Genomic DNA, 19,411 nt, shown 5'->3' on the forward strand with positions numbered 1-19,411 from the left:
CAGTCAAGGTTTAAAACTTGACAGGACGAAATCAAGCCGGAAGGCTTGTCAACTGAAGGCGAGGACCTGGTCTCCCCAGGTCTTCCGAAGCTCCTCATCCGGATCGGACACCAGCGAGTCCACCGCGTCGATGAGAAGCGTCAGGCGCTTGCGCTCGTCATACATCGCCCAGTGCTTCGACGCATCAAGCGCCGCCGGTACGCCATATCGCGCGAAAGCCAACCACCTGCGCTGGATCCGGCCGGCGATCTCCAGCGACACCTGCCGGCCGCCCAGCCAAAACGTCGGATCGAACTTCACGGTCCCGAAATTTCCGAAGACATAAGGGAGTTCGGTCGCATGGGTGGCACCGAGGCGGGCCGCCTTCAAAATCGGTGTCGCGTAGTCGAAGCGGTAGAGGAAGGTTGGCGAGTGGCGGCTGTGAGCCTCCGCCAGCCAGATGGTGGGCATGCGGAAACCGGCATCCCGCGAGATCGCCATCGCACCCTTCGGCCGATCCACGTCCGGGTACGCCGCGAGAATCTCCGCGATGCGCTCAGGCGGAAGGGTCGGATGCTCCTTGGCGATGCCGTTGAGCATCGTGTTCACCGCTTCCGGTGTCACCGGCATGATCTGCGACTTGATGAACTTGAAGAGCGAAGCCTCGTCGGCGTTCGTGCCGATGATGAGCGGAATCCGGTGAGACAGCCCCTTCTGATACGCCGCAATCGGATAGCGCGGCACAATGTCGCCATCGACGACCGGCGACACCCCGAGAACGCCCGGATTCTCGGCCGGGAATTCCTCGGCCAAGGTGTCGGCAGCCTCGGCGAGCCGGTCGAGCGGAAGATTGCACAGATCGCGCGCATTCTCGGGTTCCACATCGAGCATCGCGAGAAACCGACGAGCGACCAATTCCGCCCGCTCCGGGCCGAAGACTGCCGACGCCGGCGAACTCTGCACGATCGCCCGGTGGAACAGCCCCTCCGCGGGTGGGGACACCATGAGCGTCGTCACGCAGCCGCCGCCGGCTGATTCGCCGAAGATGGTCACCTGGTCCGGGTCGCCGCCAAACGCGGCGATGTTGTCCCGCACCCAGCGCAGTCCCGCCAGGATGTCGTGCAACCCAAGATTCGGAACGAACTCGCAGTCCGGGGTCGAGAACGCCCTTAGGTCGATGAAGCCGAGAGCGCCGATCCGGAAGTTGAGGACGACGACCACCACGTCGCCCGTGACCGCCAGGTGCCGTCCGTCGTAGACGCCTTGCGCGGCGGTTCCCAGGCAGTAGGCGCCACCGTGGACCCACACCATGACGGGCCGGCGCTTGTCGTCGATCTCGGGGGTCCAGACGTTGAGCCACAGGCAGTCCGGACCGGGATTCAGCTCGCCGTCAAGCGGAATGAGCTTGCCCATCATTTGGGGCGCGATGTCCCGATGTTTCGTGCAGTCCTTGACCGCGGTCCACGGCTCAGGCGGCTGCGGCTTCACAAACCGGGTCGACGGCTCGAGCGGCGCGGCATACGGAATCGACTTGAAGACGACCGCGCCCGCGGCGCGCTCGCCCCCAACCGGGCCGTGCTCAGTGACGACGACCGGCCAGCCGGCATCGTCATCTTCGATTTCGCTCATATTTCAGTGTGCGTGACGCGGATGACTGCGGTCGATGTGGCCTAGGTCGCGGTCGGGCTCGATGCGGTCCCGGACAATCTGCTTGAGCGAGGCACTGTCGGGAAAACCGTGCTCCTCCTTGCGATCCCAAATGACCTCGTCGTCGAGAGAGATGCGGAAGATGCCGCCCGTACCGGGGACCAGCGTCACCTCGGTGAGGTCCTGCGGGAAGGTGCTGAGCAATTCCTGCGCCATCCACGACGCCCGCAATAGCCAATGGCAGAGCGTGCAGTACTCGATGCGGACCTTCGGTCCCGGCGTAGGAGCAGTCATAGCAAAACGGTATGCGAGAAACCGCGGCCAAGGGCGTGTCTGGCGATTCCTGGCCGCCGCGGAGTAGGTCAGGAATCGCCAGACGCGCCCTAAGTGTGCCGTCCGGAAAGGTAGACCCAGGAACGATCGAGGCGAACGAATTCGCTCACCTCGTGCATGACGTCTCGCTGGCCGTCCTGCCGGAAGAACGCGCGAAACTCCACAGTCCCGGTCGTGTCGAAGAGACTCCCCCGGTCCGTCGCCACCACGTCGAGCCGCGTCCACCTGATCGAGTCATCGAGAGTCAGATGCTTGGGGCACGTCTGCGGATGCCACGTTTGCCGCACATAGTCCACATCGCCGACCGCGTACGCCGTGAATCGCGATCGCATCAATTGCTCTGCCGTCGCCGCCCGCTTCTCGCCGGCCAGCAGCGGACCGCAGCACCCGGAGAGCTCGGACCCGGAACCGCATGGGCAACCAGACATGTACCTATCGTCCGGTATGCCCATGCGGTTGTCGCGCTACCCCGCGAACAACTCCTGACCGATGTACCGATTGCCGGTCACGCCGCGCGGAACCGCCCAGATGCCCGAGCCCGTGTGCTTGAGGTACTCCATCATCACGTCGTCGCGGGACATCTTGGTCTGCAGCGGGATGTACTGCGTCGCCGGATTGCGGACGAAGCCGAGGAAGAACAGGCCGGCGTCGAGCTTCCCGAGACCATCCGCACCATCGGTGAAGTTGTACCCCCGGCGCAGGATACGGTGCCCGTTGTTGGACGTCGGATGTGCGATCGCGACATGCGAGATCTTGTCGATCTTTTCCTTGCCATCCTGCTTGGCCGCGAAGTCCGGGTCGGTGAACTCCTCGCCACCAGACAACGGCGCACCGTTGCCCTTGAATCGCCCGACGATCGTTTCCTGCTCACCCAGCGGGGTGCGGTCCCAGATCTCGATCGACATGCGGATTCGGCGGGCGATGAGGTACGAGCCGCCCGCGAGCCATGCCGCGTTCGCATCATCGTTGGCATTGACCCACACGTGCTTGTCGAGCTCGCTACCCTCCTCGGCCTTCAGGTTCGCCGTTCCGTCCTTGAAGCCGAACAGGTTTCGCGGCGTCATCTGCGCGGTCGAGGTCGACGACGTACGGCCGTACCCGAGCTGTGCCCACTTGATCGCCGCCGTGCCGAAGGCGATGCGCGCGAGATTGCGGACGGCGTGCACCGCGACCTGCGGATCGTTGGCACACGCCTGAACACAGAGGTCGCCGCCCACACGATTCGGGTCGAGCACATCCTGCGGAAAGTGCGGAAGATCGGCAAGCAGCTTCGGCTTGTTCGTCAGCTTGAGCTTGTCGAAGAACGACGGGCCGAAACCGAACGTGATCGTCAGACCCGCCGCCTTGAGGTCCATCGCCTCGCCGGTGTCGTCCGGCGGAGCAACTGCCGGACCGTCGACGGGCCCGATCTTTCCGGCCGAGGCTCCGGTCGTCATGCGGCGGGCCGCGGCCGTCCACTCCTGGAGCATCGCGATGACATCGTCACGGGAGGTCGTCGTGAGGTCCCAGGACGCGAAATGCAGGTGATCCTGGGCCGGCGTGATGATGCCGGCCTGATGCGCACCGTCGAACGAGTACTGAAGGTCGGCGACGGCGGCGTCGGCTTCCTTAACACCGGCAGTGAAGCCGATTCCGGCAGCCGCGCCGATTCCGACGACACCGGCCCCTCCGACGAGGAGCGAGCGACGGCTCACTCCCCGGCGAGTGCTGGTCTCACTCACTGCTTGACCGCGGCGGCGAGCTTCGACAGCGGTTCGCCCAGAGCCTCGACCGCCTTCGACAGCGCCTTGATCTGGTCCTGGGTCAGTGCGGTGTACAGAACGAACCCGTCACCTTCCTTGTGGCTGTCGAGCAGCTCCTGCACCGCAGCGAAGCGCGCGTCGAGCGTCTCGGCAAGCTTCGGGTCCTTGTCGACGACCACCGGACGAAGCAGGTCGTAGCCCTTCTTAGCGCCGGTGATGTTGGCCTGGAAATCCCACAGGTCGGTGTGCGACCAGATCTCTTCCTCACCGGTGATCTTTCCGTTGGCGACCTCGTCGAGCAGCTCCTTGGAGCCGTTCGCGATGCTCTCCGCAGTGATCGAGTTCGGGAAGTCGTCGGCGTCGGTGTGGGTCTTGATCGAAGCCACGTCGGTGTTGAGCATCGTCGCGTATTTGGTGCGATCTTCAGGGCTCAGCGGCTGGTAGGTCTTTCCGCCGTTGGCGTCCGGCGCGGGCTGCCACAGGTCCTTCTCGATGAGGTGCCAGCCGGTCCAGGCCTGCCCCTGCGCGAGGTCCGCCTCGCGCGCGTCGGTCTTCGGGTCGAGGTCACCAAACTTCTCGGCGACCGGCTCGATGGCCTCCCAGTGCGCGCGAGTCGGGGCGTAGAGGCTCTTGGCCTTCTCGTTGTCGCCCGCGATGTACGCGTCGGTGAACTCCTTCGTGCCGGCCACCAGCGCGTCGGCTTCCTGGCGAACCCACGCGGCGTACTCGGATGCGGCCTCGGCCAGGCGCGGGTCAGTAGCCGCCACCTCAGTCGAGGTCTTGGTCTCAGAGGCGGTGTCGTTCGAAGAGCATGCCGCCAGAGGAACCAGCAGGGCGGTGCTCGCGATCAGCGCGGCCTTGGACATCGTCTTGAAGATCATGGCGCCTATGGTAAGCATATCCAAACTTAGGGAAGCAATACCTACCCAAAATCAGACGTCGATGATCGCTTCCAGCGGCTTGGTTCGGGCGGCCCGGATCGCGGGCCACAGCGCAGCCAAGACACCGACGATCGCACTCGCGACGAGCATCACGCCGACCTGGCTCCACGGCACCGCAAGCTTGTCCAGGCCCTCCGACGCCAGCGTCTTCACGAACGCCGCGCCCAGCGGAACACCGAGACCGACGCCGATGATCGCACCCGCCAAGGCGATGAGCACCGCCTCGACGTAGATGATCCGGCGCACCTGGCTCCGGAGCATGCCGACAGCGCGCAGCATGCCGATCTCGCGTCGCCGCTCGACGACGGACAGCGCAAGAGTGTTCACAATGCCCAGGATTCCGATGATGACTGCGAGTCCGAGCAGTCCGTACAGAATGCCGAGCAGCGTGTTGATCTGTTGCGCCTGCGTGCCCTTGAACTGCTCACGGTCGAGAACCTGCACGACGTAAAACCGGTCCGTCGCCGCCACGAGTCCGGACCGGACGGCCTTTGCATCGGCGCCGGGCGAGAGCTTGATGAACGAGAAGAAGTCCGCGGTCTTATTGCTCAATGTCAGCTGGTGGTACAGATCGGTGCCGGCGACAAACCCGCCGACGATCGTGTTGCGCTCGTAGACACCCGCGATGGTCGCCTTGATCGAATCTCCGGTCGGGTTCGCGAACACGACGAGGTCACCCGGTTTGCGGCCGTTCGCACGCTCTTCGGAGATCAGGAGACCATCGGCCGGAGGCGTGTCGGTTCCCTCGAGAATGTGCAGCTTCACGGCTTGGTTGAGGTCACCCTCGGTCGATACTCCGTAGATGTTCGCGCCGGTCAGCGACGTGACGATCATGTGCAGCGGAACCACCGACTCGATACCGGGAACGGTCGCTGCGGCCTGACTCGCCGCAACCGGAATGCCCGACATGCCCGGACCAGAGGTGGCCGCGCTGAGGACGAAATCGGCCGTCACGCCGTCGTCGATGAGCGCATTGACGCTCGCCTTCGCAGAGGAACCGAGAATGCTCACGATCGACACCAGCAGAAGACCGAGGGTCAGGGCGGAGGCGGTGGCCGCCGTTCGACGTGGATTGCGAATCGCATTGCGGCGGCCCAGTGACCCCATTGCACCGAACGGCTTCGCCGAGACGCCGAGGACCGTGATGAGCGGCTTCATCAGCGCGGGTGCGGCGAGCGTCGCGCAAAGTACCAGGAGCGCGGCACCGAAGCCGACCAGCGTGATCGACGTCCCGGTCGACTCACCGTTGAACACCCCGAAGACGATGACCATGATCGCCAGCACCGCAAACGGCGCGGCGATGAGCTCGCGCGCTCGAATGCCGTCGTGGCCTTCGTGGAACTGGGCGCGCATCGCCTCGACAGGTGGGATCCGCGACGCCCGGCGAGCCGGAGCGTAGGCACTGAGGATCGTGACGAAAACGCCGACGATCAGCGACAAAACGATCGTTCGAACGGTGAGCTCGAGCGTGCCGGTTGGCAGCGCGAAGCCCGCCGCATTGAGCGCGGAACGCAGGCCGTACGCCAGTCCGACACCGGCGCCCAGTCCGATGGCGCTACCGATAACGCCGACGATCCCCGCCTCCAACGCCACCGAGTTCCGGATCTGGCTGCGGCTGGCCCCGACCGCACGGAGCAGGGCGAGTTCGCGGAGTCGCTGCGCGACGATCATCGAGAACGTGTTGAAGATGATGAAAGTTGCCACGAGCAACGAAATGCCACCGAAGGCGAGCAGGAAGTAGTTCACGAACTTCAGCGCATCGAAGATATTGCTCTTGAGTTCGTCGCGAACCTCGTCGCCGGTCTGCACCTTGAGGTCCGGGAACGCCGCCGCCACGCGATCGCGAAGCTCTCCCTGACCGACACCCGGGGCTGCGGCGATGTCCACGTAGTCGACGTGCTGGCCGTCGGTGAAGAGATCTTTCGCTTGTTGCTGGTCGAAGACCGCCCCCACGAACCCGCCGGTATCGGTGGGGGTCGAGTACAGGCCGGTGAGCTTGACGGTGAGCGGCTCGTCACGCGAGTTGATGACGATCCGCACGTCGTCGCCCAGCTTGAGGTGGGCGATCTGCGCGGCGCCCACATTGAGTGCAACCTCGCCTGATGCCGGCGGGTGCCCCTCGACGAATGTCCTCTCGTCCGCGATCGATTGCTCGGGCGGCAGATACGTCAGACCGAAGCTCGGGGCACCGCCACTCTGGACCGGCTTCCCATTGGCATCGAGCAAGACGATCGAACCGCGAACGTTCGGCGCGACCTTCGCGACGCCCGGCACTGCGGCGATCTGCGGGATCTGGTCAAGGCTGACCGCTCCCCCGTATCCGTTACCGCTGGCCCGGACGTCGACGCCCTTCGCCTGGTTCGAGAAAATGCCGTCGAACGTCGACTTCAACGTGTCGGTGAAGACGAACGAACCGGCAACGAACGCCGTTCCGAGAATCACCGAAAGCAGGGTCAGCGCAAGACGCAGCCGGTGGGCCGCGAGATTTCGCAGCGTTACTTTCAACATCCGGCGGACACCTTCCGCATCATCGGACGGTCTCCAGCGATTTCATTCGCTCGAGGACGGAATCCTGCGTCGGGCCGGCGAGCTCATCGACGATCCGGCCGTCGGCGAGGAACACGACGCGGTCCGCGTAGGACGCCGCACGCGGGTCGTGCGTGACGATCACCACCGTCTGGTGGAATTCGTCGACCGCGGCCCGCAGGATCGACAGCACCTCGCCCGAGGAATGCGAGTCGAGGTTTCCGGTCGGTTCGTCACCGAAGATGATGTCCGGCTTTCCGACGAGCGCTCGGGCACACGCGACGCGCTGCTGCTGACCACCCGACAGCTCGCTCGGACGGTGATCGAGCCGGGCGCTCAGACCCAGCCGATCCACGATCGTGGTCAGCCAGTCTTTGTCGACCTTCTTGCCGGCGATGTCGAGCGGGAGCGTGATGTTCTCGATCGCGGTCAACGTCGGGACCAGGTTGAACGCCTGGAACACGAACCCGATGCGGTCTCGCCGCAGAGCGGTCATCTGGTTGTCGGACAGGCCCTTCAGATTCGTGTCGCCGATCCGGACGTCGCCGCCGGACACGGAATCGAGCCCCGCGAGGCAGTGCATCAACGTCGATTTGCCCGACCCCGACGGACCCATGATCGCGGTGAACTCACCGCGCCCGAAGTCGACCGAAACACCCGCAAGGGCACGCACCGCAGTATCGCCTGACCCGTACACCTTGACCAGATCGACCGCGCGGGCGGCATAGTGTTCGCCGCCCATCGCTCCGCTCACTCGATCTGCTGTTCCCATGTGCTCTCTTCCGTCGGAAGCTGTGTTCAAAACACCATCGTGCCGATGGCCGCCGAATACGGCCATCGGGAATTTCCCTGATTCGTGAGAATCAGATGTCGACGTGCGCCCAGAACATCGCGCGCAGCTGGTGCCGGATGTCGTCGTCGAGGTCATAAACGCCGAGCGCCTCAGACATATCGTGCAACAACGCTCGATCGATCTCGCGCGGGATGGACGGCTTGCCCGTGGAGAGGGCGAGCCGTTCGTCGGCGCTCGCACTCGCCTTCCACGAATTGAGTACCTGGCCGCAGACCTTGTTGATCTTCTCTTCGAGGTTCGTGTACTGGAAGGCCGCGATTCCGACGGGTGCCTGACCGGTCGTCGAGGAGTAGATCGGTACCGGCGCCGGCCGGGGTGCCGGAGTCGCTGTCTGCGGTATCGCTGGACTCGCCGCGACCGAACGTGCCGCCTCGGCAACGCGTTTCATGATCGTCGCGGGAGTTGGCCCGGTTGAGGTGATGGGTGGTGGCGGCGGCAGAACCGGCGGTGCGATCTTCTTCGCCACCGCGGCGTCGACCGCGGTCGACTCGAAGAGATCAAGGCCATCGGCCGCGCGCTGCAGATATTGACTGACACCATGCGGCTCGCCGTCGGCGTTCGGGATCGCGAGCACCGTCACCTGAACGCCGTGCGCCTGCGCTTCCTCGACGGCCTCGGTGAGGTCGTCATCACCCGACACGAGGTAGATCGCTTCGACAGCTCCGTTGCGGGCATGCGCCACGAGGTCGAGACCGATGCGAAGGTCGACGCCCTTCTGCTCACCGTCGTAGCCGATGCGCCCGAGACGGATCTTGACCCGAGGAATGAGTCCGATCGATTGCTGAGTCGGATCGGGAACCCCGTTGCGTGCCGAGTCGTACCAGTGCACCCGCAACAACGGAAGGCCCGAGTTCTTCTCGGCATGCTCGGCCAATGCCGAGATCAGCCGCTCGTGGTTCACGTCGATACCGCCGCGCAGCGATGTTCCGGTGATGCGTGTCGCCGCCGCAGCGAGCAGATATCCGGCATCTATGTACACGGCGCAATGCGATCGCACTGTGCTCTCCCCCCGTTGGCCAGGCTTGCTGGCATCCGCACGCCACCCGTTGGTGACTTGTTCCCCCGCAGTGAACGAGCACTACCCTTTCCATCATGCGCATTGGAGCCCACGTCCGTCTTGACAGCGATCCGATTGGCTATGGCAAGGAGTTGGGGGCAGACGTCATTCAGATGTTTGTCGTGGATCCGCAGAGTTGGGCGAAGCCTAGTGCGCATCCCCGACAAGACGAGATCCTGGCCAGCGACATCGACGTCGTCGTGCACTCCTCGTACCAGATCAACGTGGCGTCGACGAACAACCGGCTGCGGATGCCGTCCCGTCAGGCCGTTGATCTGCAGGCTCGTGCGGCCGCCGACTTGGGCGCCTTCGGACTCGTGGTGCACGGTGGTCACGTCCGGAACGAAGGCGAGATCGCGGCCGGAATCGAGAACTGGCGCAAGCTCTTCGAACGTCAAGAGGAGAAGGGCGGCTTCGCGGTCCCGGTTCTCATCGAGAACACCGCGGGCGGCGACTTCGCGATGGCACGGTACTTCGACTCCATCGCTCGACTGTGGGACGCGGTTGGCTCGTACGGCGCCGGGTTCTGCCTTGACACGTGCCACGCCTGGGCCGGCGGCGAGGATCTGATCGGGATCGTCGACCGGATCAAGGCGATCACGGGCCGGATCGATCTGGTTCACCTGAACTCGTCGCGGGACGAGTTCAATTCGGCGCGGGACCGGCATGCGAATTTGTCCGAGGGTTTGATCGATCCCCAGCTGTTGGCCGAGGTTTGTCGCACCGCAGGTGCGCCGGTCATCTGCGAGACGCCCGAAGAGGGGCTCAAGGATGACCTGGCATACCTGCGGGAGCACATCGGATCCTGATATCTAGGTGGCGCGTGGCACCACCTAGATATCAGGATGCGAGGCGCCGGACGGCTTCGGTCACTTCCGCCAGCACGCCGGCGGGATCGCCATCGAGGCGGTGCCAATCGAACCGGAGAATCGTCCACCCGGCGAGCGTGAGCGCATTGTGCCGTTGAAGATCCTTCGAGTGCCGTTGCGAGTCCTTGTGCCAACGCCAGCCGTCGATCTCGAGGCCGACCTTCGTCGCCTCGAATCCCACGTCGAGATAGCGACCTGCCACCTTGACCTGCGCAGTCCAGCCTGGAACCGCTTTGAGGATGCGGTGGGTAAGTCGCTCAGCTTCGCTTCGTCCGCCAGACTTGGCGACCTGTAAGAGGCGCCCCGCCTCCGCAGCTCCCGCACAGTTTCTATTTCGCGCGTACACGTCCTCTAGCTTCGCGATCGAAGTTCGGGTTTGAAGTGCCTGGTCCATGAGGACCGATTCGCCGGCTTCGAGGACGGAGAGCTCCACTGCGGTGACGCGAGCACCGCGCACATCCTCGACGTCGACCGACTGCAGATCCCGTCGGCGTAGGTCATGTCCCGGGTGCCGGATCGACCGCTGAGTCGGAATGGTGATCGAATGCCTCAAGGGCGCGGTGTCCGAGAGACCATGCCACCAGGCCGCGCTCTTCCCATGGGCAACCGCGTCCTTTCCGGCACTCAGGAGCGCGGCCCGGAACCGGGTGACGTGCGTGCGTCGGTGTGCCGTGGACTGATAGACACCCTTGAACTGAAACTCCCATTGGCCGCTCCGGACTTTTCGAATGACGGCGTCCTTGGACAAGCCGCATTCGCGCGCCTGCCGCATGGTGATGACGCCGTCTTGGATCTTGAGGATTTCGTCGAGCTGCACACCCCACTGACGCGGGCACGGCTCCCAAGGTTCCGTTGCCGAGAATCCTGATATCTAGGTGGTGCCACGCGCCACCTAGATATCAGGATCGGCGAACTATCGTTGTGGGGTGCTCCCCCTCGAAGGAATCCGAGTCCTCGAACTCGGCAACTACGTCGCGGCGCCGATGTGCGGCCGGATGCTGGGCGACTTCGGCGCCGAGGTGATCAAGGTCGAGCGTCCGAAAACCGGTGATGAGCTGCGCAATTGGCGCCTGTACGCGGGTACGACGTCGATGCTCTACCGCACGATCAACCGGAACAAGAAGTCGCTCGTCCTCGACCTGCGCACGGACGCCGGGCGTCAGGCGGTGCTCGACCTCATCCCCCACTGCGACGTCCTCCTCGAGAACTTCCGCCCCGGCATGCTCGAGAAGTGGGGCCTCGGGCCGGAGGTGCTCGACGCCGCGAACCCGAAGCTCGTGATCACGCGCATCTCGGCGTACGGACAAACAGGGCCACTAAGCCACCGCCCGGGCTTCGCGGCGGTCGCGGAAGCGGTGGGTGGACTCCGAGAACTCGTCGGTGATCCCGACCGTCCACCGGTCCGCGTAGGCGTCAGTATCGGCGACTCGATTGCCGGCATCTACGCCGCGTTCGGGACCGTCATGTCTCTCTACCAGCGCGAACGAATCACCGAAATCCCCCTCGACCAGCGCATCATCGACGTCGCGCTCAACGAGGCGATCTACGGCGTCATGGAGTCGCTCATCCCGGACTACCTCGCCTACGACGTCAAGCGGGAGCGCGTCGGCGGTCGGATGGAAGGCATCGCGCCGTCGAACGCCTACCCGACGAGCGACGGCTACAGCATCATCATCGGCGGCAACGGCGATGCAATCTTCCAGCGATACATGCAGGTCATCGAACGTCCCGACCTCGCCGCCGACCCGCGGTTGCAGGACAACGCCGGCCGCTGGACGAATCGCGACTACCTCGACGGCGAGATCGCCAAGTGGTCGATCACGAAGACGCGTGCCGAAGCTCTGAATGTGCTCGAGGCGGCGTCGATCCCATGCGGCCCGATCTACACCGCCGCCGACATCTGCGTCGACGAGCAGTACAAGGCGCGCAACATGATTCAGTACTTCCCGGTCGACGTCGGCGACGCCGAACCCAAGGATGTCGGGTTCCCCGGCATCATCCCGGTGATCGGGCAGCAGTCGATTCAGATTCGGAATGTCGGCCCGGACCTCGGCGCGCACACCAACGAGATCCTCGGCGGACTGCTCGGAAAGACCGCAGCGGAAATCGCACAGATCGCGGGTGCCGAGTGACCTACGCGTTCCTCCCCGAAGGCACCCTGCGGGACGTGACGCTCCGCGACGGCCTGCAGTTGACCGGCAAGGTCATGCCGACCGACATCAAAGTCGACGTCGTGCGGACTCTGCTCCAGATCGGGGTCCCCGAGCTCGAGATCGGCTCGATGGCTCGACCGGATCTTGTTCCGCCCATGGCGAATTCGCTTGATCTGGTACGTGAGCTGACACCGGAAGAACTGGCGAAGTGCTGGCTCTGGGTCGCTACTCCCCGGCACGTCGAGAAGGCTGCTGCAGCCGGAGTACGGAACTTCCAGTACTGCTTCTCGGCCAGCGATTCGCACAACACGGCGAACATCGGGCGACCGACGGAAGCGAGTATCGCGGCGATGCCCGACGCCATCGAGATCGCGAAGAGCGTCGGCGGAAAAATCCAGCTCACGATGGCAACGGCATTCACGTGCCCCTTTGAGGGCGACATTCCGGTCGAGCGAGTTGTCCGTATCGCGGCCGACGAGCGGACCATCGGTGCCGACGACATCGTTGTCGCCGACACCTTGGGTCAGGCGGTTCCGGCCCAGGTCACGGGCCTGATCGCGGCGATTCGCGCGGAATCCCCACCGCGTCGGATCGGCTTCCACGGACACGACACGTGGGGTTTGGGAACGGCGAACAGCCTGGCCGCGATCTCTGCGGGAGCTTCGTTCGTGGATGGTTCGCTCGGCGGTCTCGGTGGCTGCCCGTTCGCACCGGGTGCCAGCGGAAATACGCCGTCCGAAGACCTGTTGTTCGCGACGCGCCCAGCTTGGTTGACGCCGAGCGCGCTCGAGCAGATCGTGCAGTTGACTGAGAGAGTTCTCGCTGCGGTGGACGAGCCGAATCGCTCGAAGACCGCACAGGGCGCCCGTTCGAAGGCAAATGCCTTCAAATGGGTGATCAAGAGCTAGGGCGTGTCTGGCGATTTCTGGCCGTAGCGAGCGGCGGCCAGGTGTGCGGACTGCAAGGCGGACGAGGAGCCAATAGCGGAGCTATTAGCGACGAGGAGTTTACGTCGCGCCGCAGGCCATGATCCGGCGACAACGCCGCAGGTCGCGCAGGTGGGCGTCGCGCAGTAGGTCAGAAATTGGCAGACATGCCTTAGGCCAAGCGGCTGTACGTGCGCGGGCTGTGGTCGAGACGGCCCATCGCTTCAGCACGCATGTGCAACAAAACGAGGCCAGAAATCGATGACATGATCAGACCGAAAACCACGGTCTCAACGCCCAGGGTATAAACACCAACCCAGGTGCCGATCAAGCCGACGACGAAAAGTGTCCAAGCGAGGGACTTCGAAAAACTCATTGCACCGCTCCTCCACGATGATCTTCCACCTTGTGGGTAGTTCTCGGTGGGGTTTTATTGCCGTGTCATGACAGTAAGTCCGCAGTACGACAAGTTTTCGGCGACACGACGCGGGCGAATTACACCGATATCATTCCGCAACCGGTGGCCTCGAACGACGTTGCGGCAGAGGATGTCTCCCGCTCACAGGCAGTCCGTAGGCGAATCGTCCTATTCTGAACTCGCAGACTTCACCGCAATGCCTGGGTGGCCGAGATGACGAACGAACTGCCTGCCACACGAATTCCTCGGCAGAAGGCATGGATCTGCAAACGATGCGGCGAGAAACTCTCCAGCACGTTCGACGCGTGCTGGAACTGCGGAACCGACCGCTCCGGTGCAAAGGCAGGCGTGGACTTCAGGGCGGGCAAGACACGCAGTCCGGTTGCCGAGCACGCACCCGGCCGCTCCCCGGTGATCGGCTACACCCTCGACCACGAGCCGATCTACCAGATCGCCGGAATCACGGCCGCCGGCGAGGTCGTCACGCTGGACCGCGTCGATGAATGGGTGACTGGCCCCGGACAGAACCAAGTCGCGATCGCCGCGTTCGGCTTCGCCCTGGTTTTCCCGCCGGTGGGGATCGTGTTGGGACACCTGGCACGCGCGGAGATCCGAGACAGCGGCGAACAAGGCGATGGCCTGGCACTCTTCGCACTCATCTGGAGCTACCTGGCGCTGATCCTCTTCGTCGTGGGCCTTCTCCTCCTGAGCATGAGCCTTGACTCCCTCACGGGCAATCCATAGAAGATTCAAGTAAAACCGGAAGTATGAGACACATGCGCATCGTGGTCGCTCTCGCGTCCACCGCGGTTTTCGCCCTCGCGGGCTGCTCGAACGACGACACGTCCGGCAGTAGCAACAAGTCCCTCGAATCATCGATGGCACAAGCGACGACGACCGCCACCACCGTCAACGAAGCGCCTCCTACCGGAACTCTGCCGTTGGAAGGCAAGCCGTCCAACGGCGCGCGATTGACAGTGACCGATATGCGGGTAGGCCATCACACCGGCTTCGACCGGGTCGTGTTCGAACTCGGCGGCCAGGGCACACCGGGCTGGGTCGCGAACTGGACTGACAACCCCACAAGCCCAGGTAGCGGCAAGCCGATCGACGTGAAGGGCAAGAGCATCCTGCAGGTGCGGATCACCGGACTCGGCTATCCCGATGACACCGGCGCCAACCAGTACTCCGGGCCGAATCCGTTGGAGGGCACCGGCGAACTCACGAGTTGCTACGTAACGGGCGTGTACGAAGGCGAGTCCGAGGCGTTCATCGGCAGCAACCTCGACAAGCCGAAGGTTCGCATCTTCACCCTCGAGTCGCCGGCGCGCCTCGTGGTGGACATCGCTTCCAGCTAGCCCTTGACCAAAGGCGGCGGTGATCGATAGAGAAGGGCTATGGCCTTCCTCAACGACCTCGCCGCCGCCTTTGCCCTACAGCCGACAGACCCCGAAGGCGCACTCGCGCGCCTGATGGACATGTGGAATGCCCTCGACCGCAACGACCGGGCTGGGCAGTGCATTCTGGCGCACTACATCGCCGATCTACAGAGCGACGTCGCCGACGAATTACGTTGGGATGAAACGGCTCTCGAGGCGTCGAACGGAGTCACCGACGACGACCTGCAAAAGCTCCACCCGACGCTCACCGTCGCGGGTTTCATCCCCTCGCTGCAGCTCAACGTCGCCGACGGATACCGCCGCGTCGGTCGATTCGAAGACGCCAGCGCGGCACTGACAAAGAGCGTCGCGCACAACGATGCATTGCCGTTGGACCTGCCCGAGGAGGTCACCTACCGAGAGATGATCCTGGGCGGGCAGCAACGTCTCGCGGATCGAATTTCGAGGCGCGATACCGCGTCGGTTTAGTAGTCGCGCGAACGCTTCGGGCGGTCGTCACGACCCCGGAAACCGCCACGGTCTCCCCCGCTACCGCCACGGTCGTCACGGCTTCCACGGAATCCCCCGCGATCGCCGCCACGGTCATCCCGACCCCGGAAACCACCACGGTCTCCACCACGGTCACCGCCGCGATCGCCGCCACGGTCACCGCGATCTCCTCCGCGGTCACCACGGAATCCACCACGATCGCCGCCGAATCCACCGCGATCGCCGCCGAATCCGCCACGGTCTCCCGCGGGACGACCGCCTGCCGGAGGTCCGGTGTCGACCCGCAGCTGGATCGGCACACCGGCGATCTTGGTATTGCGCAATGCTTCCAGCGTCTCGCGGGACAGCTTCGCGGGCAGCTCGACAAGGCTGTGGTCCGGGCGGATGCTGATGTGCCCGAAGTCCTGGCGGCGCAGGCCACCTTCGTTGGCGATCGCGCCAACGATCGCACCCGGCATGACGTGGTGGTTGCGGCCGACCGCGATGCGGTAGGTCGCCATTTCGCCTTCGCCACGCGGCTCGCGCGGACCGCGATCCTCGCGCGGACCCCGATCAGGACGGTCGCCGCGGTCGCCGCGGTCGTCACGACGCTCGCGCATCGGCGGCCTTTCCGGCTCCGCGGACATGAAGAAGTTCTCGTCGCGCGATTGCACGGCAAGCGCTGCCGCGATGTCCGCGAGCGGGATGTTGTGTTCCTTCTCGTAGTCCTCGACGAGCTTGCGGAACACTCCGAGCGAATCCGAGGAAAGGCTCTCAGTGATCGAGTCGCGGAACTTCTCTTCACGCTGCGCATTGACGTCGTCGACGCTCGGCAACTGCATCTCAGTGACCGGCTGACGCGTCGCGCGCTCGATCGACTTGAGCATCTGACGTTCCCGAGGCGCGACGAAAAGCAACGCGTCACCGGTACGTCCAGCACGGCCGGTGCGGCCGATGCGGTGGACATATGACTCGCTGTCGTGCGGGATGTCGTAGTTGACAACGTGCGAGATGCGATCGACGTCAAGTCCACGCGCGGCGACGTCCGTTGCCACCAGGATGTCAAGGGTGCCCGACTTCAGCTGACCGATGACCCGCTCACGCTGGGCCTGCACGATGTCGCCGTTGATGGCCGCAGCCGAGAAACCACGTGCGCGCAGCTTCTCCGCGAGTTCCTCGGTCGCCTGCTTCGTGCGAACGAAGATGATCATCGCTTCGAAGGCCTCGACCTCGAGGATGCGCGTCAAGGCGTCAAGCTTGCGCTGGTGGGAGACAAGGACCCAGCGTTGAGTGATGTTCGCGGCCGTCGCGGTCTTCGCCTTGACGGTGATCTCGATCGGATCCCGCATGTACTGCTTGGAGATCTTGCGAATCGCGCCCGGCATCGTCGCCGAGAAGAGCGCGACCTGCTTGGTCTCCGGGGTGTCGGCGAGGATTCGCTCGACGTCCTCCTGGAAGCCCATCTTGAGCATTTCGTCGGCCTCGTCGAGAACCAGGAATTCCAGTTCCGAAAGGTCGAGCGTGCCCTTCTCGAGGTGGTCGATCACACGGCCCGGCGTACCGACGACAACGTGTGCACCGCGGCGCAGGCCAGCGAGCTGTCCCGTGTAGCTCTGGCCACCGTAGATCGGCAGAACGTGCAGACCGTCCATGTGCGACGAGTACTTACCGAAAGCCTCGGCGACCTGGATCGCGAGTTCGCGGGTCGGCGCAAGGATCAGTGCCTGCGGCTTGCGGGCGGCGAGGTTCAGGCGCTGCAGAATCGGGATCGCGAAAGCCGCGGTCTTACCGGTTCCGGTCTGTGCGAGACCCACAACGTCCGCGCCGGTGAGGAGCGGAGGAATTGTCGCTGCCTGAATAGGCGACGGCGTTTCGTAGCCGACATCGCGGATGGCCTTGAGGATTCGCTCGTCTAATCCCAGGTCGGCAAAGGTGCCCAGATCGTCAAAGGTAGGACCCGCTTGATCTGGTTCCTGAGCGGGCGCATCGGTTTCGATGTCAGTCATTGTGTCTAAAAGTCTAAGGGCAGTTCTCTTACCGCGTGACCACGCTGAAAAACTGTACGAGGTCTTACTGTGATGAACGTGGTTTCTGTCGCAATCGCACAATTCGCACCCGGCGAAGACAAGAGCTCGAACATCGCCGAGCTTCGCAAGCTGGCGATCGTCGCAACTCATCGGGGCGCCCAGGTCGTCGTAGCACCCGAGTATTCGATGTTCACTGCCAAACGACTCGACGATCGTTACCGCGCGGCGGCCGAACCGCTCGACGGAAAGTTCGTCAACGACGTGCAGTCGATCGCCCGCGAAACCGGTGCGGTGATCGTCGCCGGAGTCGCCGAGTCGCAGCCGGACGACGCGCACATCTACAACACCGTCGTCGCTGTCGGGGCTGACGGCATCCTCGCCGCCTACCGCAAGATCCACCTCTACGACGCCTTCGGATTCCACGAGTCTGAGATCGTTTCCCCAGGTCCGATCACCGATCCGGTCGTCTTCGAGGCCGGCGGCGCGACCTTCGGAATCCAGACTTGCTACGACCTGCGCTTCCCCGAGATCACCCGACGCCTGGCGATTGCCGGCGCGGACGTCGTTCTCATTCCGGCGCAATGGATTCCGGGACCGCTCAAGGAAGACCACTGGACGACCCTGATTCGAGCCCGTGCGATCGAGAACACAGTCTTCGTCTGCGCCGCCGATCAGGCTCCACCGCTGGGTGCTGGGCACTCGATGATCGTCGATCCGATGGGCATCACACTGAGCTCGTTGGGCGAACAAGTTGGTACTTCCGTCGCCGAAATCTCACCGGATCGGGTCGCTGAAGTTCGGCTCAAGAACCCCTCGCTGAGCCATCGAAGAATCAACATGTACAAACCTGAATAACTTCTGTGATTTGCGTAACAGAAGCATCACGCCGAACCGATTATCAGAGTGGATGAGGTGCTCCACCTGCGGAGTCAGCGAATCGGGGAGTCAAAGATGCCAACCCACAAGAACAACTGCTTAGCAGTCCTCGTGATCGAGGCACTGCAGTCGACAGTCTGCAGTGATGCGGACACCGAAGCGGTCGTCGACCGCTACTGCGCGTACCGCCAGGCTCAAGGCTCATGGCAGGGAAAAGACGGCGCGCGAGCACTTCTGCGGACTTTCGAAGACGTCGGTGGCTGCCTGCAATGGGTAGGCAAGGTCGGAAACTACCGCCGGCGCTATTCCGCGACGTCCACCCCGATCGCCGCAACCGCGATCGAGCGCGTGGCGGAACTCTTCTACCGGTACCGCATCGATTCGATCGCAGACTTCAACTCCGCGCTCAATGACCCGAAGCGGCGCAAGGCACTCGAGAGCGACTTCACCGCCATCAGCGGGGACCCCCACGCGTGGCACCGCATCACCGAGTTGGCCGAGGCGAAGGTCTCTATCGTCGCCTGACGTGGGCATTCAGTACCGCTGCGGCGTAACGTCACTGCTGTGCGCTATGCCGATCGCGCGCAGGCGGGCCGAGCATTGGCGCGCTCTTTGGAACACCTTCGCGGCCGAAACCCGATCGTGCTCGGACTCCCCCGCGGCGGCGTGCCGGTCGCCGAGGCCGTAGCTCACGCGATGGACGCCGATGTCGACATTCTCCTGGTTCGCAAGCTCGGCGTGCCGTGGCAACCCGAGCTAGCCGCGGGTGCGATCGGCGAGGGCGGCGTCCGCGTTCTCAATCACTCGCTGCTGCGCGCGGTCGGGCTCAGCGAGAGCGACCTCAAGCCCATCGCGCTCCGCGAAGAGGCTGAACTCAAACGCCGTGCCGCAGCCTTCCGCCGGGTGAAGCCGCCGGCGGTGCTCGAAGGTCGCACCGTGGTCATCGTCGACGACGGCATCGCGACGGGCGCGACGGTCTTGGCGGCGATCGAAGTCGCGCGTGCAAAAGGTGCGGTGTACGTCGCCGTCGCGACGCCGGTTTGTGCACCCGACTCGGGTCGTCGAGTTGCCGCGAGTGCTGACGAATTCGTCGCTCCCTATCAGCCGCACGATATGTCCGGGGTCGGCGCCGCTTACCGCGACTTCCACCAGCTCAGCGACAGCGAAGTCGTCAAGCTGCTGCAGAAGTTTTAGTT

The 19,411-nt window shown here is 64.1% G+C and carries 20 protein-coding genes; 9 read left to right on the forward strand and 11 right to left on the reverse strand.

What is annotated here, in order from left to right; genetic code table 11:
* Positions 1-48 precede the first annotated feature (48 nt).
* From F600_RS0105955 to F600_RS0105990, 8 genes are all read right to left on the reverse strand, one after another.
* Positions 49-1,608 (reverse strand): carboxylesterase/lipase family protein, encoded by a 1,560-nt coding sequence (locus F600_RS0105955; RefSeq protein ID WP_020411024.1) that lies wholly within the window; start codon positions 1,606-1,608, stop codon positions 49-51.
* Between the two features lie 3 nt (positions 1,609-1,611).
* On the reverse strand, positions 1,612-1,920 hold the full coding sequence (locus F600_RS0105960) for an Rdx family protein (protein ID WP_026306218.1): 309 nt from the start codon (positions 1,918-1,920) through the stop codon (positions 1,612-1,614).
* An 89-nt stretch (positions 1,921-2,009) separates the two neighbouring features.
* Positions 2,010-2,387, reverse strand: a complete 378-nt coding sequence (locus tag F600_RS0105965) for a YchJ family protein (RefSeq protein ID WP_051090749.1) — start codon at positions 2,385-2,387, stop codon at positions 2,010-2,012.
* A gap of 36 nt (positions 2,388-2,423) precedes the next feature.
* Positions 2,424-3,680, reverse strand: a complete 1,257-nt coding sequence (gene efeB, locus F600_RS0105970) for an iron uptake transporter deferrochelatase/peroxidase subunit (RefSeq protein ID WP_018159680.1) — start codon at positions 3,678-3,680, stop codon at positions 2,424-2,426.
* Entirely contained in the window at positions 3,677-4,582 is a 906-nt protein-coding gene (efeO, locus tag F600_RS27115; protein WP_018159681.1) for an iron uptake system protein EfeO, read from the reverse strand. The genes efeB and efeO overlap by 4 nt, the downstream gene beginning before the upstream one ends.
* Before the next feature lie 51 nt (positions 4,583-4,633).
* Positions 4,634-7,150: an ABC transporter permease gene (locus tag F600_RS0105980; RefSeq protein WP_018159682.1), complete on the reverse strand. Its 2,517-nt coding sequence runs from the start codon at positions 7,148-7,150 to the stop codon at positions 4,634-4,636.
* A 19-nt stretch (positions 7,151-7,169) separates the two neighbouring features.
* A complete protein-coding gene (locus F600_RS0105985; RefSeq protein WP_245541480.1) occupies positions 7,170-7,940 on the reverse strand; it encodes an ABC transporter ATP-binding protein in 771 nt (256 codons plus the stop codon).
* Positions 7,941-8,031: 91 nt separating this feature from the next.
* On the reverse strand, positions 8,032-9,018 hold the full coding sequence (locus F600_RS0105990) for an NYN domain-containing protein (protein ID WP_026306220.1): 987 nt from the start codon (positions 9,016-9,018) through the stop codon (positions 8,032-8,034).
* A gap of 95 nt (positions 9,019-9,113) precedes the next feature.
* Here F600_RS0105990 and F600_RS0105995 point away from each other — a divergent pair, with 95 nt between their 5' ends.
* Complete coding sequence (locus F600_RS0105995; protein WP_018159685.1) at positions 9,114-9,887, forward strand: deoxyribonuclease IV; 774 nt, start codon at positions 9,114-9,116, stop codon at positions 9,885-9,887.
* A gap of 31 nt (positions 9,888-9,918) precedes the next feature.
* Here the strand turns inward: F600_RS0105995 and F600_RS0106000 are convergent, their stop codons facing one another.
* Positions 9,919-10,764 (reverse strand): type IV toxin-antitoxin system AbiEi family antitoxin, encoded by an 846-nt coding sequence (locus F600_RS0106000; protein ID WP_018159686.1) that lies wholly within the window; start codon positions 10,762-10,764, stop codon positions 9,919-9,921.
* Positions 10,765-10,873: 109 nt separating this feature from the next.
* Here F600_RS0106000 and F600_RS0106005 point away from each other — a divergent pair, with 109 nt between their 5' ends.
* Positions 10,874-12,079 (forward strand): CaiB/BaiF CoA transferase family protein, encoded by a 1,206-nt coding sequence (locus F600_RS0106005; RefSeq protein WP_018159687.1) that lies wholly within the window; start codon positions 10,874-10,876, stop codon positions 12,077-12,079.
* Positions 12,076-13,008 carry a beta/alpha barrel domain-containing protein gene (locus F600_RS0106010; protein ID WP_018159688.1) on the forward strand — a complete coding sequence of 311 codons (933 nt, stop codon included), beginning with the start codon at positions 12,076-12,078 and terminating at the stop codon, positions 13,006-13,008. Before F600_RS0106005 ends, F600_RS0106010 begins: the two co-directional genes overlap by 4 nt.
* A gap of 190 nt (positions 13,009-13,198) precedes the next feature.
* Here the strand turns inward: F600_RS0106010 and F600_RS0106015 are convergent, their stop codons facing one another.
* A complete protein-coding gene (locus tag F600_RS0106015; protein ID WP_018159689.1) occupies positions 13,199-13,402 on the reverse strand; it encodes a hypothetical protein in 204 nt (67 codons plus the stop codon).
* 255 nt (positions 13,403-13,657) lie between these two features.
* Here F600_RS0106015 and F600_RS30135 point away from each other — a divergent pair, with 255 nt between their 5' ends.
* From F600_RS30135 to F600_RS0106030, 3 genes are read left to right on the forward strand one after another with little or no spacing between them, the layout of a single operon-like run.
* The gene (locus F600_RS30135; RefSeq protein ID WP_156024438.1) at positions 13,658-14,188 is read left to right on the forward strand and encodes a DUF4190 domain-containing protein; all 531 of its coding nucleotides are present in this window, start codon (positions 13,658-13,660) and stop codon (positions 14,186-14,188) included.
* A 32-nt stretch (positions 14,189-14,220) separates the two neighbouring features.
* The gene (locus F600_RS0106025) at positions 14,221-14,802 is read left to right on the forward strand and encodes an AMIN-like domain-containing (lipo)protein (protein ID WP_018159691.1); all 582 of its coding nucleotides are present in this window, start codon (positions 14,221-14,223) and stop codon (positions 14,800-14,802) included.
* A gap of 39 nt (positions 14,803-14,841) precedes the next feature.
* A complete protein-coding gene (locus F600_RS0106030; protein ID WP_018159692.1) occupies positions 14,842-15,312 on the forward strand; it encodes a hypothetical protein in 471 nt (156 codons plus the stop codon).
* On the opposite strand, the gene F600_RS0106035 is transcribed toward F600_RS0106030, so the two are convergent.
* Positions 15,309-17,318 (reverse strand): DEAD/DEAH box helicase, encoded by a 2,010-nt coding sequence (locus tag F600_RS0106035; RefSeq protein ID WP_018159693.1) that lies wholly within the window; start codon positions 17,316-17,318, stop codon positions 15,309-15,311. The two genes, F600_RS0106030 and F600_RS0106035, sit on opposite strands and share 4 nt — an antisense overlap.
* Positions 17,319-17,396: 78 nt before the next feature.
* Between F600_RS0106035 and F600_RS0106040 the strand changes: the two genes are divergently transcribed.
* The 3 genes from F600_RS0106040 (at position 17,397) to F600_RS0106050 (ending at position 19,409) form a co-directional block, all read left to right on the forward strand.
* Positions 17,397-18,194 carry a carbon-nitrogen hydrolase family protein gene (locus F600_RS0106040; protein WP_026306222.1) on the forward strand — a complete coding sequence of 266 codons (798 nt, stop codon included), beginning with the start codon at positions 17,397-17,399 and terminating at the stop codon, positions 18,192-18,194.
* A 96-nt stretch (positions 18,195-18,290) separates the two neighbouring features.
* Positions 18,291-18,740 (forward strand): hypothetical protein, encoded by a 450-nt coding sequence (locus F600_RS0106045; RefSeq protein ID WP_040630673.1) that lies wholly within the window; start codon positions 18,291-18,293, stop codon positions 18,738-18,740.
* Between the two features lie 39 nt (positions 18,741-18,779).
* The gene (locus tag F600_RS0106050; protein ID WP_018159696.1) at positions 18,780-19,409 is read left to right on the forward strand and encodes a phosphoribosyltransferase; all 630 of its coding nucleotides are present in this window, start codon (positions 18,780-18,782) and stop codon (positions 19,407-19,409) included.
* Positions 19,410-19,411 lie beyond the last annotated feature (2 nt).

This window comes from Smaragdicoccus niigatensis DSM 44881 = NBRC 103563 (assembly GCF_000380645.1).
Taxonomy (GTDB): Bacteria; Actinomycetota; Actinomycetes; order Mycobacteriales; family Mycobacteriaceae; genus Smaragdicoccus; species Smaragdicoccus niigatensis.

Bases quoted from the DNA above. Each gene is read 5' to 3' on its own strand.
- F600_RS0105965 (WP_051090749.1), bottom strand. From the start codon at position 2,387: ATGTCTGGTTGCCCATGCGGTTCCGGGTCCGAGCTCTCCGGGTGCTGC.
- F600_RS0105985 (WP_245541480.1), bottom strand. From the start codon at position 7,940: ATGGGAACAGCAGATCGAGTGAGCGGAGCGATGGGCGGCGAACACTAT.
- efeO (WP_018159681.1), bottom strand. From the start codon at position 4,582: ATGATCTTCAAGACGATGTCCAAGGCCGCGCTGATCGCGAGCACCGCC.
- F600_RS0105955 (WP_020411024.1), bottom strand. From the start codon at position 1,608: ATGAGCGAAATCGAAGATGACGATGCCGGCTGGCCGGTCGTCGTCACT.
- F600_RS0106045 (WP_040630673.1), top strand. From the start codon at position 18,291: ATGCCAACCCACAAGAACAACTGCTTAGCAGTCCTCGTGATCGAGGCA.
- F600_RS30135 (WP_156024438.1), top strand. From the start codon at position 13,658: ATGACGAACGAACTGCCTGCCACACGAATTCCTCGGCAGAAGGCATGG.
- F600_RS0105995 (WP_018159685.1), top strand. From the start codon at position 9,114: ATGCGCATTGGAGCCCACGTCCGTCTTGACAGCGATCCGATTGGCTAT.
- F600_RS0105960 (WP_026306218.1), bottom strand. From the start codon at position 1,920: ATGACTGCTCCTACGCCGGGACCGAAGGTCCGCATCGAGTACTGCACG.
- F600_RS0106025 (WP_018159691.1), top strand. From the start codon at position 14,221: ATGCGCATCGTGGTCGCTCTCGCGTCCACCGCGGTTTTCGCCCTCGCG.
- F600_RS0106035 (WP_018159693.1), bottom strand. From the start codon at position 17,318: ATGACTGACATCGAAACCGATGCGCCCGCTCAGGAACCAGATCAAGCG.
- F600_RS0105980 (WP_018159682.1), bottom strand. From the start codon at position 7,150: ATGTTGAAAGTAACGCTGCGAAATCTCGCGGCCCACCGGCTGCGTCTT.
- F600_RS0106030 (WP_018159692.1), top strand. From the start codon at position 14,842: ATGGCCTTCCTCAACGACCTCGCCGCCGCCTTTGCCCTACAGCCGACA.
- F600_RS0106015 (WP_018159689.1), bottom strand. From the start codon at position 13,402: ATGAGTTTTTCGAAGTCCCTCGCTTGGACACTTTTCGTCGTCGGCTTG.